Source organism: Amycolatopsis sp. NPDC052450 (assembly GCF_044547565.1).
Taxonomy (GTDB): Bacteria; Actinomycetota; Actinomycetes; order Mycobacteriales; family Pseudonocardiaceae; genus Amycolatopsis.
This window is the reverse complement of the sequence record NZ_JBIUAQ010000004.1, coordinates 186748-199996: the sequence shown is the minus strand read 5'-3', so window position 1 is coordinate 199996 and position 13249 is coordinate 186748. Positions and strand designations below refer to the sequence as shown.

Genomic DNA, 13249 nt, shown 5'->3' with positions numbered 1-13249 from the left:
GGGCTTCGTCACCGAGACCATCGCCGCCGTGGTTGTTGTCTCGATGTACTCGGGTTCTACGGCCGTTGTTGCCTTCACTTCACCTGACGGCCGGACTTCCAGACGTCGGTCACGTGGGCCGGATCGGCGAGGACGTCGATGTCCAGCACCGGGTCCGCGTCCAGCAGGAGCACGTCCGCGTCGTAGCCGGCCAGCAGCTGTCCGGAGCGCGGCGCCTGCGGTCCGAGAGTGGCGGGTGCGGTGGCCGTGGCCATCTCGATCGCCTCCAGCGGGGTGGCACCGCTCTTCACCATCAGTGAAAGCTCGATGCCGCCCTTCCCCCACTGGGTGGGCCGATCGGGGCCGGTCATGGCGAGGTCGGTGCCCAGCGCGATGGTGACACCCGCCTCGCGGGCCAGTGCGATCGCGTCGAGATGCCGCCCGGCCACCTCTTCCAGCTTTCGCTTGGCGTAGGCGGGAAGCAGATCGCTGGTGAGCAGCAGGTGCATGATCGTGCGGGTGGGGACCAGGATCGCGCCGGTCTCACGCATCGCCGCGGCGGCTTCCTCGTCGAGGTAGGTGCCGTGCTCGATGGTGTGCACACCCGCCTTCAAGGCGGCCATGATGCCCGCCTTGCCGTGGCAGTGCGCCGCGACCACCCGCTCGGCCTGTCCCGCCACCTCCACGATCGCGGCCAGTTCGGCGTCGGTGAACTGCTGATGATGCGGGTGGTCCACTTCGGACAGAACCCCGCCGGAGGCGAACACCTTGATCAGCTTCGCGTTGTTGCGCAGCTGTTCACGGGCGGCCCGCGCACACTCGGCGGGCCCGTCGGCAAGCCTCAACTCGCCGCCGAGGTGGCCGAAGTCGTTGATCCACGGAACCGGGAAGCCGTGCACGTCGCCGTGTCCACCGGTGGTCGACAAGGCCGTGCCCGCGCTGTAGATCGTCGGTCCCTCGATGGTGCCCTCGGCGACCGCGCGGACCAAGTGGATGCCGAGACCGCCGACCTCGCGGATGGAGGTGAAGCCCGAGTCGAGGCAGGCCCGCAGGTCCGACACGCACCGAGCCGACCGCAGGGCGATCGGCTCGTGCATCAGATCGTGCAGGTCCGCACTGCGCAGGCCCATGAAATGCCCGTGACAGTCCCACATTCCGGGCATCACGGTATGGCCGCGAGTGACGTCGGCGCCGGGGGTGGCCGGCGCCCCGTCACGCGGACCGGCGTAGCGGATCCGGTCGCCCTCGACGATCACGACACCGTCCATGATCGGCGTGCCGCGTCCGGGAATCAGTTGGGAGGCTTCGATGCGTTGCTGCATGCGGGCCAGAGAAGCAGACTGCGGGCGGTTCGGTCACGCGGCAACGATTGCGCACCGCGGATCGCCGCTCGCGGAAATATGATCGTCAGGCACGGGTGAAGGTCATGATCCAGTTGACCTCCCAGCTCTCACCGTCGTCGATCGAGAAGGCCTGCTCCCAGCGGGCCGAATTCTCGGTGACGTCCGACCAGATGAACCGGACCCGCACGGGCGTTCCACCCTCGGTGTCCTCGCCGTAGAAGACGCCGCGTCCGTCGGTGAACTCGCCGATGACAGGCGGGAAGAGCCGCCCGACGTCGCTGCTCGACCAGTTCAGCGACCACTTCCGGGCCACTGGGTCGAACAACCGCAGGGTCAGCCCCCGCACACCGTCGGGAAAAACGATTTCGTCGACGTTCGCGTTTCCTTCGAAAAGGCTCCAACTCTTCGCGGGTGCTGTGAATTCGACCCACTCGTCGCTACCGGCAAGCCGCTTTGTCAGACGGCGGTTGAGGACATTCCACGAGCCTACGAGGAAATCGAATTCGCCCATTCCGCAACGGTATCACGCCATCAGGAGGCATCCGCGGTCGTCGAAGACGCCGATGCCCCGCCGCGAAGGCTTCTCGCGCCTTCGCGGCGGGGCGTGGGTTGCAGGACGGCGCTCAGCGGTGCAGGGACACCGGCAGCGAGACGAGGCCGTGCATGATCGTGCTGGTCTTCCAGCGGAGCTGCTCCGGTTCCGTTGCCAGCGCGAGGTCCGGGAACCGTTCCAGCAACCTGCCGATGCCGATCTCCACCTGCAGACGGCCCAGCGGCGCGCCCGCGCAGTAGTGGATGCCATGACCGAAGGCGAGGTGACTGCCGAGCCCGCGGGTGATGTCCAGGCTGTCCGCGTGCTCGAACTTCTCCGCGTCGCGGTTCGCCGAACCCAGTGCGACCACCACGATCTCGCCGGCGGGAATGGTCACGCCGTCCAGTGCGATGTCCTCGGTGGTGAAGCGGAACGTCGCCAGGCTGACCGAACCCTCGTACCGCAGCAGTTCCTCGACCGCGGCGGGAAGCAACGCCGGGTCCGCCCGTAGCCTGGCGAGCTGGTCCGGATGGCGGAGCAGGGTGTACACCCCATTGCCGAGCATGCTCAACGTGGTGTCGTGTCCGGCCACCACGAGCAGGAAGACCATCGCCACCAGCTCGTCCTTGCTGAGCCTGTCCCCTTCCTCGGTGGCCAGTACCAGCGCGCTGAACATGTCGTCGCCGGGATCGGCGAGTTTCGCGTCGATCAGGTCCTCGGTGAACCTGGCCACCGCCGCCGAAGCCGTGGCGACCTCGTCCGGCGTGTGGTTCGCCCCGACGAGCGTGTTCGTCCAGGCGCGGAAGACCTCGCGATTCTCGGGCGGCACGCCGAGCAGTTCGGCGAGGACCGTGATGGTCAGCGGGGCGGCCAGATCCTCGATCAGTTCCGCCTCGCGCGCGCCGGCCATCCGGTCGAGCAGTTCCCCGGTGATCTCCTCGATCCGCGGCCGCAGGAGTTTCACCCGGCGTTCGGTGAAGGCCTTGCCGACCAGTCTTCGCAATCTGACATGGTTCGGCGGATCGCTGTTGAGCATGTGCGCGGCCAGCTCGTCGTCGACCGCCGCGGGGGTCTTGTCCGGCGACTCGGCGTGCCGGGCGAACAGCTCGTTGACCCGCCGTCCGTCCTTGCTGATCCGCGGATCCGACAGCAGGGCGCGGGCGTCGCGGTAGCGGGTCACCATCCATACCTTGATGCCGTGTGGCATCAGCACTTCCCGGGGCGGGCCCGCTTCCCGCAACCGCGCGTACAACGTGTAGGAATCCTGGACGAAGTCGGCCGAGAGTCTTTCGACCTTCGTCGTTCGACGGCTTTGCATCAACATCCTCCACGCGTCCGGCGGACCGGACACGGTGTCTTGGTCGGGCCACGGTCATTCGAGGGGCGCCAGTACCTCACCGGTCGCCACGTCCACGACGCGGATCGCTTCCCGTGGACAGGAGTCGGCCGCGGCGAGCACCTCCTCGTCGGCACCGATCTCGACGTCGACCGGCTGCGACCTGTCGTCGACGAACCGGAACCGGTGCGGAAGGTCTCCCACGCACACCCCGGAACCGATGCAGCGGTCCTGGTCCACGAGGATCCGCCAGCGGCGACCGCTCTCGGTCATGTCAGTCTCCTTGGAATCGAACGGCGCCTCGGAGCGCTCAACTGCCGCTCCGGAACCAGTTGAACGAGGGGAGCCGATCGTTCACGGGAATGTCTTGTGGCGCAAGGTGTTCTCTCGCTTGAGCGGTTACGGCCAGAAGGCGCTTTGGCCAGGATGGTCGTGAGTGGTAATCGTTAGCACACGAATCGCCACTCACGAATCAGTTCGAGAGGGGATCTCCTTTGTTACGAAGACTTTTTGCCGCCCTGTGCGTCTCCACCCTGGTCGCCGGTTCGACGGCGGGCGCTCCGGCCGCGATCGCGGCACCCGCGGCCGCCGCCGAAGCCCGAGGCGGGGATGATCTGCCCGGCCCCGACGACGTGAAACGGCGGAAGCTGCGGCAGCAGGCGATCGCGGACGTGCTGAAGGGCGAGGAAGTCGCCGAGCGACGCGGCGCGAGCACCGTGGTCAGGACCGGCGGCCCCGTCGACGAGTACGTCGAGCTGGCCAGGGAATCGACCGACCGGATCTTCGTGGTACTCGCCGAGTTCGGCGACCAGCGGCATCCGTCCTACCCCGACGCCGACACCGATCCGGCCATCCCCGGCCCGGTACGCTTCGACGGTCCGCGGCACAATCAGATCCCCGAGCCCGACCGGCGAACGAACAACACCACCATCTGGCAGCCGGACTACGACCGCCGCCATTACCAGGACCTGTATTTCTCCACCGCTCCCGGCGCCGACTCGCTCGCCGCCTATTACCGGAAGCAGTCCTCGGGCAGATACTCGGTCGAGGGGATGGTCACCGACTGGACCACGGTGCCGTTCAACGAGGCCCGCTACGGGCGGTCGAACGGTTTCCCGTGCGCCGGTGTCGTCTGCGCCAACTCGTTCGACCTGGTGACCGACGCCGTCAACGCCTGGTACGGCGGGCAACTCGCCGCCGGCCGGACACCGGCGCAGATCCGCGCGCAGCTGGCCACGTTCGACGTCTGGGATCGCGACGACTTCGACCGCGACGGCGACTTCAACGAACCGGACGGCTACCTCGACCACTTCCAGATCGTGCACTCCGGCGCCGACCAGGCCGACGCGGATCCCGTTCACGGCGAGGACGCGATCTACAGCCACAGCGCCTACGCGTTCGCCAACACCACTGCCGGCCCGGACGGCAACCGGCGAGGTGGCGCCCAGATCGGTGACAGCGGTATCTGGGTCGGCAACTACACCGTCCAGCCGGAGAACGGCGGTATCAGCGTGTTCTGCCGCGAGTTCGCGCACGACCTCGGCCTGCCCGACCTGTACGACACCAACGGTGGCGCGAACAACGTGAGCTGGTGGTCGCCGATGGCGCAGCAGCGCGTGTCCGGGCCCGGCGAGGTGATCGGCACCCGCATCAACGACCTGGACGCGTGGTCCAAACTGCAGCTCGGCTGGCTGGACTACGAGGTCGTGGTGGCGGGCCAGACCCGCACCCTCGACCTCGGCCCGCACGAATACAACTCGGCGAAGGCCCAGGCCGTCGTGGTCGTGCTGCCGGACAAGCCGAAGACATTCCACCATGGACAGCCGTTCACCGGCCCGAACCAGTGGTGGAGCACCAAGGGCAACAACCTGTCCACCACGATGACCCGTCCGCTCGACCTGACCGGCAAGACCTCGGCGTCACTGACGCTCAAGGCCCGCTACGACATCCAGCCGGACTTCGACTTCCTCTACACGCAGGTGTCGACCGACGGCGGCGTCACGTGGACCGCGGTGGACGGCCTAGCCGCCGGCGCGCCGTTCCAGCGGGACTTCAGTGGACTGCCGGCACTGTCGAGCACCACGGGAGGGAGCTGGATCGACGTCAACGTGCCGCTCGACTCGATCGCGGGCAAGAAGACCCTGCTCCGGTTCCAGTATCGGACCGACGGCGCTTTGGCACGGAGCGGGTTCTTCGCCGACGACATCACGATCACCGCGGACGGCGCGCCGTTGCTGACCGACGGAGCGGAGAACGGCGCGAACGGCTGGGCACTCGACGGTTTCCGGACGGCGGCCGCCACCGAGACCCGCCTGTTCGACAACTTCTACCTCGCGTCGAACCGCACCTACGAGTCCTACGGCCGATATCTGCGCACGGGCCCCTACAACTTCGGGTTCCCGGACAGACCCGCTTTCGTCGAGCATTTCCCGTATCAGACCGGCTTGGTGGTGTCCTATTGGGACACGTCCGAAATGGACAACAACACCAGTGAGCACCTCGGCTCCGGGCTGATCCTCCCGGTCGACGCGCATCCCGAGCCGATCTACAACATCGAAGGCGTGCCTTGGCGTTCCAGGATCGCCGGTTACGACATGCCGTTCTCGCTCCGCAAGGCGGATTCGTTCACCCTGCACGTCAACGGAAAGCCCAGCTACCTCCGCGGGCGGAACGCCGTGCCGCTGTTCGACGACACCGGGACGTTCCTGTTCCCCGACCAGCCGAACGCCGGAGTGGTCCTCCCGGCCACCGGAACCACGATCCGGGTGCTGTCGCAGAACGGTACGTCGATGCGGGTTCGCGTCGGGCACAAGTAGGGCGGCCGGCGTCGCGGGTTTCACGACATGGCCACGGCAACCATCGTGAGAGTTTTGGGCCGCTAGGGCCAAGGTGGAGTATCGCGAAAGCCACTTTCGCAACGTTGAAGGTTGCGAAAGTGGCTTTCGCAACGTCGGTGGGGTGTGTGGCCGGTCCAGTGGGGGCCAATCTTGACGTGAGGTCCGGCGCTGCCGGGAGCGCGACGCGAACATGGTCCCAGACTGCGAGGAAACGCGCACCGCACCGCATGTCATGAAAGGGTCGTTCAGGACGAAAAACGTCCTGAACGACCCTTTCATGACACTTGAGCGAGCCGGCTGCCACAGCGACAGCGCGGAGTTACCCCGCCGCTGAACAGGCCGCGTGCGGGTTGACCACTCGCAGCGGCGAGGGCGGGTGGCGTTCGAGCAGGGCCTCTGGCCGGACAGGCCGGCGCACGAGCTCACCACCGCAGTTGGGGCAGACGCCACCGAAGCGCTCTTCGGTGCACGCGGGACAGAAGGTGCACTCGAAGGTGCAGATGCGCGCGTCCGCTGCGGGCGGCAGGTCTCGATCGCAGCACTCGCAATTGGGCCTGAGCTCGAGCATGGCGCGAACTCTACCCGAGACCGCTGTTCAGCTGAGCGATATCGAAACCGGACGCGATCCACGAGACTCGGCCGCCGAGAGGTTACTGGAGGTTCAGTGCAGACCGATCAGAGCATGGACGACTCGAACGAGGGCAGAATCTCCCGCCGCGGCTTTCTGGGGCGGACCGCGACGGCGTCGGCGGTGCTGGCGGTCGGCGGGCAGCTCGCCGATCCTGAGGCGGCGGCCGCCGGGGGAAGCGGCCTCGTCGACGTGGAGTTGCGGGTCAACGAGCGCGTGGAGCGGCTGCGGCTGGATCCACGGGTGACGTTGCTCGACGCGGTGCGCGACGAATTGCGGCTGACCGGCACGAAGAAGGGCTGTGATCGCGGTCAGTGCGGGGCGTGCACAGTGCACGTCGATGGACGGCGGGTGCTGTCCTGTCTGACCTTGGCGGGCTCCGTGACCGGAAGGCGGGTCACCACCATCGAGGGGCTGGCGCGCGGCGGCGAGCTGCATCCCGTGCAGCAGGCGTTCCTCGAACACGACGGTTTCCAGTGTGGCTTCTGCACTTCCGGCCAGATCATGTCGGCGGTCGCCGTGCTCCGGGAAGGGCGTCCTCGCTCGGCCGAGCAGGTCCGGGAGCTCATGTCCGGCAACATCTGCCGTTGCGGCGCGTACGACGGCATCGTCGACGCGGTCCGGGCCGCGGGAGCGGCGGACTGATGCGGCCGTACGACTTCGCGATCACGCACAGCGTGGCCGAGGCGCTCGACAGCGCCGCCGCGACGAACTCCGCCTACCTGGCGGGCGGCACGACGCTGGTGGACCTGATGAAGCTCGAAGTGCTGACGCCGAGCCGGGTGGTGGACATCAACCGCTTGCCGCTGACCGGTGTGTGGACGGATCGGCATCGCCTGCACATCGCGGCCTTGGAGCGGATGAGCGACGTGGCCGCGCATCCGGTGGTGACTTCGCGGTATCCGATGCTCTCCGAGGCGTTGCTCGCCGGCGCGTCGCCGCAGCTGCGGAATATGGCCAGCATCGGCGGGAATCTGTTGCAACGCAGCAGATGCGGCTACTTCCGGGACACCTCGACGCCGTGCAACAAGCGGACGCCCGGCACCGGTTGCCCGGCGATCGAGGGCGTCAACCGCGCGCACGCCGTCCTGGGGACCAGCGACTCCTGTGTTTCCACCCATCCGAGCGATCTCGCGGTGGCCCTCGTGGCGCTGGACGCCTCGGTGCGGCTGACCGGCCGGGACGGCTCCCGAGACGTCCGGCTCGCCGAGTTCTACCGGCTGCCGGGCACCACCCCGCACCTCGAGAACGACCTACGACCAGGCGAGCTGATGACCGAAGTGACGGTGCCCCTGCTCGGCTGGGCGAACCGGTCGACCTACGTGAAAGTGCGGGACAGGTCCTCCTACGAGTTCGCGCTCGCCTCGGCGGCGGCGGCGGTACTGGTCCGCGGCGGTGTCGTGCGTGACGTGCGGCTCGCGGCGGGCGGGGTCGGCACCCGGCCATGGCGCTTGGCCGCGGTGGAAGACGCCTTGCGCGGCAAGCCACTGCGGCCCGACGTCGTCGAGAAGGCCGCCGCGCTGGCTGCCGAAGGAGCCCGGCCGTTGGCCCACAACGGGTTCAAGGTGCCGCTGCTGCGACGCACCATCACCCGTGCCCTGATGAAGCTGGCGGACCGGACATGACCTCACTCTCCCGTGTCGAAGGACGGCTCAAGGTCACCGGGGCGGCCCGGTACTCCGCCGATTACCCGGTCGATGGCCTCGCCAACGGCTACCTGCTGCTCAGCACCGTGGGACGCGGCACGATCCGTGCCGTCGACGCGACCGCCGCGCGCCGCTCCCCTGGTGTGCTCGCCGTCTACAGTCACGCGAACCCGCTGCCCCTGTTCGGCGGCGCCGAATCCGGCATCGGCTACAACTGGCTTCCGCTGCGGGACGACCAGGTTCGCCACCACGGGCAGATCGTCGGACTGGTGGTCGCCGAAACCTTCGAGCAAGCCCGCGACGCCGCCGCCCTGGTCCGCGTCGACTACGCCGCCGTCCCGGCACGGACGTCGTTACGAGACGGGATGCCCGGCGCCACCCTGCCGGACGACGTCAACGGCGAGCCGGCGCAACTCGACCTGCTCGCCGACGGCGTCGCGTCCATCGACGAAGCTCTCGGCGCGAGCCCGGTGGTCGTCACCGCCACCTACACGCAGCCGATCGAGTATCACAGCGCCATGGAGCCGCACGCCGCCATCGCGGTGTGGCGCGACGGCTACCTCACCCTCTACAGCGGAGCACAGGCTCCGCAGCTGTTCGCCGGGACGATCGCGGCCACGATCGGTGTCGATCCCTCCCGGGTACACCTGCTCAGCCCGCACGTCGGCGGCGGATTCGGCAACAAGATCCTCACCTGGGGGCACCCCGTGCTCGCCGCGGCCGCGGCCAAGGCACTCGGCCGCCCGGTCCGGATCGTGCTCACCAGGGAGCAGACCTTCGGCGTCACCGGCCACCGCTCGGCGATGTCCCAGACGGTCTCCCTCGGCGCCGACCACGGCGGGCGCCTCGCCGCCGTCAAGCACGACGCCTACGCCAGTCTTTCGAGCGGCGGCGACGGTTTCCTTTACGAGGCGGGGCCACACACCACTTCGCGGTACTTCTACGCCTCCCCCAACATCCATGTCGGACAACGCCTGGTGACCCTGGACGTCCCACCCCAGACACCGATGCGGGCACCCGGGCCGGAAGCCGGCTCGTTCGCGCTGGAAACCGCCATGGACGAACTGGCGGTACGGCTCGGACTCGACCCTGTCGAGTTACGCATGCGCAATTACGCCACCACCTACCCGGGTCGCGGCGTGCCTTGGTCCGGCAAGCATCTCGACGAGTGCTACCGCGTCGGCGCCGAGGCGTTCGGCTGGTCCCGGCGTGCCGCGGCGCCCAGGTCGGTCGTCGACGGCGAATGGCTGATCGGCACGGGAATGGCGACCGCGGCCTATCCGGCCTCGCGGTACCGCACCACGGGAAAGGTCCGGCTCCAGGCCGACGGCACCGCGGCGGTGTCCACCGCGACGTCGGATCTGGGCACCGGGATGTGGACGGTGCTGGCGATGGTCGGTGCCGACGCGCTCGGCATCCCGGTGGGCCGCGTCCGTTCCGCTCTCGGCGATTCCGCGCTGGCCGACAACCCCGGCGCGTTCGCCTCCGCGGGTACGGCGAGCTCCGCGCCGGCCGTCCACGCGGCGGCCCTGTCCGCGACGCGCGCGCTTCTCGACCTCGCCGTGACACACGAACGCTCCCCCTTCCACGGTCTGAACCGGGACCAGGTCCGCTACGAACGTGGTGACGTCGTGGGGCCAAGGCGGCGAATCGCGTTCGGCACCCTGCTCGGCGTCGTCAATCTCGCCGGGATCGACGCGACGGAGACCACGGCGCTGGGGCCTGAGCGGGAGCGGTTCGCCTTCACCTCGTTCGGCGCGCACTTCTGCGAAATCGCGGTCAACCGGTGGACCGGAGAACCCCGTCTGCGCCGCGTGACGACGGTCATCGACGCCGGTGCCATCGTCAACGAGAAGACCGCACGCGGCCAGATCATCGGCGGCGTGATCTTCGGCATCGGCCAAGCCCTCCTGGAGAACACGCACGTCGAACCGGACACCGGCCGCATCGCCAACGCGAACCTCGCCGACTACGCCCTTCCGGTCGGCACCGACGTCCCGCCGATCGACGTTCGCTTCCTCGACCACCCCGACACCGTCTTCAATCCCCTCGGCGTCCGCGGGATCGGCGAGCTGGGCACCGTCGGTATCGCCGCCGCCATCGGCAACGCCGTCCACCACGCCACCGGCCGCCGCGTCCGCGACCTCCCCATCACCCTCGACAAACTGATGGAGACTTGACCTTTCGGATGCCTTAGGGTTCTTCCCGTGACGGACGTTGTCGAGCTACGGCAGTACACGCTTCACCCGGGACAGCGCGAGGTGCTGATCGAGCTGTTCGACCGGGAGTTCGTCGAGACCCAGGAAGCCACCGGGATGCGTGTCCTGGGGCAGTTCCGGGATCTCGACCGCCCGGATCATTTCGTGTGGCTGCGAAGCTTTCCCGGAATGCCGGCCAGGTTTCAGGCCCTGACGAGCTTCTACACGGGTCCGGCGTGGAAGGCGAACGCGGCGGCGGCCAACGCCACCATGATCGACTCGGACGACGTCCTGCTGTTGCGGCCGATCCGGCAGGGAGCGCTGGCCGGCCTCGACCCCGCGACGCGGGACGCGCCCGCCTCGTCGTTGGTCACGGCCACGATCTATCACCTGCCGTCGCCGCCGGACGAGCAGGACGTCCGGTTCTTCGACGAAACCGTCCTTCCGCTGCTGGAGAAGGCCGGAGCGACTCCGCTCGCCTTGTTGCGGACGGAATACGCGGAGAACGACTTCAAGGGCCTGCCGGTCCGCACGGGCGAGCACGTCCTCGTCGTGCTCGCCTCGTTCCCCGGTCAAGACGCCTACGCCGAGCACACCGAGCGGCTGGCAGGGCTCCCCGAGTGGCGGGACGACGTCCAGCCCCGCCTGCCGGACTCCGTCGAACGGCTGCTGCTGACCCCCACCGACCGGTCGATGCTGCGCTGATCGTCACCGCAACGCGGAGGACAGCCGATTGACCAGCCTTGGCAGCTCGGTGTCCGGCGCCCGGGCGGCGAGCGCGCGCAATGTCAGGCATTCCTCGCGATACCACGCGAGCCCGGCGCCGCGGTTCGCCGCGAGCCGGGAAAGCTGCTCACGCACCGCGCCCTCGTAGTACCCGACGATGCGGTGCGTCGACGTGCGCTCCTCGTCGGCCGTGACGTACTCGTCGGTGGCGAACAGCCGCACCAGCCCCGGAACCCGGTACCGGTCCATCCGCACCGTCTCGATGAGCCCGGCGTCGACCAGCCGCTCCGCCGCCGATTCGGCCAAGTCGACGGGGATGTCGAGCGCGGCCGCGAGCGCGGCCGTCGAGACCACCGGCAGGTCCAGCACTCCGAGCTGGCCGAGGGCGCGTGTCGCGAACGGATCGGCGACGCGGCGCAACAACCGGACACCTGCCCGCAAGCCGTCACGGACGCTGAGCCCGTCGCAAGTCAGCGCGTCCAGCCGGCGCACCGGATCGGCCAGCCGCGCGGCGAACTCGCCGACCGTCCATTCCGGACGCCGTGCGAGCCTGGCGGCGGCGATGCGCAGAGCGAGCGGCAAATGGTCGCAGAGCCCGGCGAGCCGGACGGTGGCGGCGAGGTCCGTGTCCACCCGGGGAGCCCCGGCGTAGCGCCGGATCAGTGCCGTCGCGGCCGTCGTCGGGAGCCTGCCGAGGCGAAGCAGGCCCGATCCATCCACCGCGGTGGAGGCCGGGCGGCTCGTCAGGATCACCGCGCAGCCCGGCGTGGCCGGCAACAGCCGCCGGATCTGTTCGGAGTCGGCCACATCGTCGAGCACCACGATCACCCGGCGGTCGGCCAAGGCAGAGTGCAGCAGCGCGGCGGCGCTCTCCTCGTCCGGTGGGATGTCCGCGGCCGATACGCCCAGCGCCGCGAGCAGTCGTCCGATCGCGTCGACCGGCGGCGTCGGGCCGTGCGTCGCGGACGCCCCGAGATCCAGCTGCACCTGACCGTCCGGAAAGGACCCGGCCACCCGGTGGGCGGCGTGTACCGCCAAGGCGGTCTTGCCGACGCCCGCCATGCCGTGCACGGCGCAGCGCTGGTCTCCGCCGGTCAGCCGGGCGGTGATCCACGCCAGCTCGCGTTCCCTGCCGATGAAGGCGGGCACGTCGGGAGGCAGGGTGCGTGGCACGGCGAGCCGCGGGGCGGCGGTCGTCGTCGTGGTGCGACGCGGTGCCTCCAGCAGCAGCGGGTCGTCCCGCAGAATCCGGCCCTGCAGCTCCCGCAACGGTTTACTCGGCTCGACACCGAGCTCGTCGACCAGCAGCCTGCGCAGATCCCGGTACGCGCCGAGGGCTTCGGCCTGCTGACCGGACCGGTGGAGCGCGACCATCAGATGTGCGTGCAGCCGCTCGCGCAGCGGGAACTGCGAGACCATCAGCTTCAGTTCGGGCAGCAGCGCCTCGTGCCCGCCGAGCCCGATCTCGGCCTCGATCCGCGCCTCGACCACCGCCACGCGTGCCTCCTCGAGCCGCGCAGACTCGGCAAGGACGGAGGGAACCATCGCCACGTCCGCCATCGGCGTCCCGCGCCACATCCCGAGCCCTTCGGTCAGCGCCGCGACCGCCGAGGACAGGTCACCCTCCGCGAGGCTCTTCCGGCCCGCCGCGACCAGCCCCTCGTACTCGTCGACATCGGTCGCGCCGGACGGAAGCACGAGCCGGTAGCCGGGTGCCCTGGTGCTCAGCATCCGCCCTCCCGGATCGCCGAGACCGTTGCGCAACCGCCAGACGTACCCGGCCAGCAGACCGGCGGCACTCGGTGGCGGTCGCTCGCCCCACAGCTCCGCCATGAGCTGATCCGCCGACACCGCGCGGTTGGCGTTGATCAGCAGGACGGCCAGCAGGGCCCGTTGCTTCGGGGCACCGATCGAGACCCATTGCCCGCCGTCGAAGAATTCGAGCGGGCCGAGGAACCGGAACCTGACCGGTGACGCGTTCGATTCGCCGTTAATTGACGTCCACCATTCTCCGGTGCTCTACT

At 69.0% G+C, this 13249-nt stretch carries 11 protein-coding genes; 5 read left to right on the top strand and 6 right to left on the bottom strand.

Features of this window, described 5'->3' with window-relative positions; translation table 11 throughout:
• Positions 1-74: 74 nt before the first annotated feature.
• The 4 genes from ACIHAO_RS09940 to ACIHAO_RS09925 all read right to left on the bottom strand — a co-directional run bounded on the left by ACIHAO_RS09940 (position 75) and on the right by ACIHAO_RS09925 (position 3463).
• Entirely contained in the window at positions 75-1301 is a 1227-nt protein-coding gene (locus tag ACIHAO_RS09940; RefSeq protein ID WP_396556374.1) for an amidohydrolase family protein, read from the bottom strand.
• An 85-nt stretch (positions 1302-1386) separates the two neighbouring features.
• The gene (locus ACIHAO_RS09935; protein WP_396556372.1) at positions 1387-1833 is read right to left on the bottom strand and encodes a hypothetical protein; all 447 of its coding nucleotides are present in this window, start codon (positions 1831-1833) and stop codon (positions 1387-1389) included.
• Positions 1834-1945: 112 nt separating this feature from the next.
• A complete protein-coding gene (locus ACIHAO_RS09930) occupies positions 1946-3172 on the bottom strand; it encodes a cytochrome P450 (RefSeq protein ID WP_396556370.1) in 1227 nt (408 codons plus the stop codon).
• Between the two features lie 54 nt (positions 3173-3226).
• Entirely contained in the window at positions 3227-3463 is a 237-nt protein-coding gene (locus tag ACIHAO_RS09925) for a ferredoxin (RefSeq protein WP_396556368.1), read from the bottom strand.
• 221 nt (positions 3464-3684) lie between these two features.
• Here ACIHAO_RS09925 and ACIHAO_RS09920 point away from each other — a divergent pair, with 221 nt between their 5' ends.
• Entirely contained in the window at positions 3685-6006 is a 2322-nt protein-coding gene (locus ACIHAO_RS09920) for an immune inhibitor A domain-containing protein (RefSeq protein WP_396556366.1), read from the top strand.
• 340 nt (positions 6007-6346) lie between these two features.
• Here ACIHAO_RS09920 and ACIHAO_RS09915 read toward each other — a convergent pair whose 3' ends face one another.
• Positions 6347-6595: a DUF1272 domain-containing protein gene (locus ACIHAO_RS09915; RefSeq protein WP_396556364.1), complete on the bottom strand. Its 249-nt coding sequence runs from the start codon at positions 6593-6595 to the stop codon at positions 6347-6349.
• A 96-nt stretch (positions 6596-6691) separates the two neighbouring features.
• Here ACIHAO_RS09915 and ACIHAO_RS09910 point away from each other — a divergent pair, with 96 nt between their 5' ends.
• From ACIHAO_RS09910 to ACIHAO_RS09895, 4 genes are read left to right on the top strand one after another with little or no spacing between them, the layout of a single operon-like run.
• Positions 6692-7300 (top strand): 2Fe-2S iron-sulfur cluster-binding protein, encoded by a 609-nt coding sequence (locus tag ACIHAO_RS09910; protein WP_396556362.1) that lies wholly within the window; start codon positions 6692-6694, stop codon positions 7298-7300.
• On the top strand, positions 7300-8280 hold the full coding sequence (locus tag ACIHAO_RS09905; protein WP_396556360.1) for an FAD binding domain-containing protein: 981 nt from the start codon (positions 7300-7302) through the stop codon (positions 8278-8280). Before ACIHAO_RS09910 ends, ACIHAO_RS09905 begins: the two co-directional genes overlap by 1 nt.
• Positions 8277-10481 (top strand): xanthine dehydrogenase family protein molybdopterin-binding subunit, encoded by a 2205-nt coding sequence (locus ACIHAO_RS09900; RefSeq protein ID WP_396556358.1) that lies wholly within the window; start codon positions 8277-8279, stop codon positions 10479-10481. The genes ACIHAO_RS09905 and ACIHAO_RS09900 overlap by 4 nt, the downstream gene beginning before the upstream one ends.
• Before the next feature lie 27 nt (positions 10482-10508).
• Entirely contained in the window at positions 10509-11204 is a 696-nt protein-coding gene (locus ACIHAO_RS09895; RefSeq protein ID WP_396556356.1) for an NIPSNAP family protein, read from the top strand.
• A gap of 3 nt (positions 11205-11207) precedes the next feature.
• On the opposite strand, the gene ACIHAO_RS09890 is transcribed toward ACIHAO_RS09895, so the two are convergent.
• Positions 11208-13136 carry a BTAD domain-containing putative transcriptional regulator gene (locus ACIHAO_RS09890; RefSeq protein ID WP_396556658.1) on the bottom strand — a complete coding sequence of 643 codons (1929 nt, stop codon included), beginning with the start codon at positions 13134-13136 and terminating at the stop codon, positions 11208-11210.
• Between the last annotated feature and the right edge of the window lie 113 nt (positions 13137-13249).

Coding starts and splice junctions, on each gene's coding strand:
- ACIHAO_RS09940 (WP_396556374.1), bottom strand. CDS start 1,301: ATGCAGCAACGCATCGAAGCCTCCCAACTGATTCCCGGACGCGGCACG.
- ACIHAO_RS09935 (WP_396556372.1), bottom strand. CDS start 1,833: ATGGGCGAATTCGATTTCCTCGTAGGCTCGTGGAATGTCCTCAACCGC.
- ACIHAO_RS09930 (WP_396556370.1), bottom strand. CDS start 3,172: ATGCAAAGCCGTCGAACGACGAAGGTCGAAAGACTCTCGGCCGACTTC.
- ACIHAO_RS09925 (WP_396556368.1), bottom strand. CDS start 3,463: ATGACCGAGAGCGGTCGCCGCTGGCGGATCCTCGTGGACCAGGACCGC.
- ACIHAO_RS09915 (WP_396556364.1), bottom strand. CDS start 6,595: ATGCTCGAGCTCAGGCCCAATTGCGAGTGCTGCGATCGAGACCTGCCG.
- ACIHAO_RS09905 (WP_396556360.1), top strand. CDS start 7,300: ATGCGGCCGTACGACTTCGCGATCACGCACAGCGTGGCCGAGGCGCTC.
- ACIHAO_RS09900 (WP_396556358.1), top strand. CDS start 8,277: ATGACCTCACTCTCCCGTGTCGAAGGACGGCTCAAGGTCACCGGGGCG.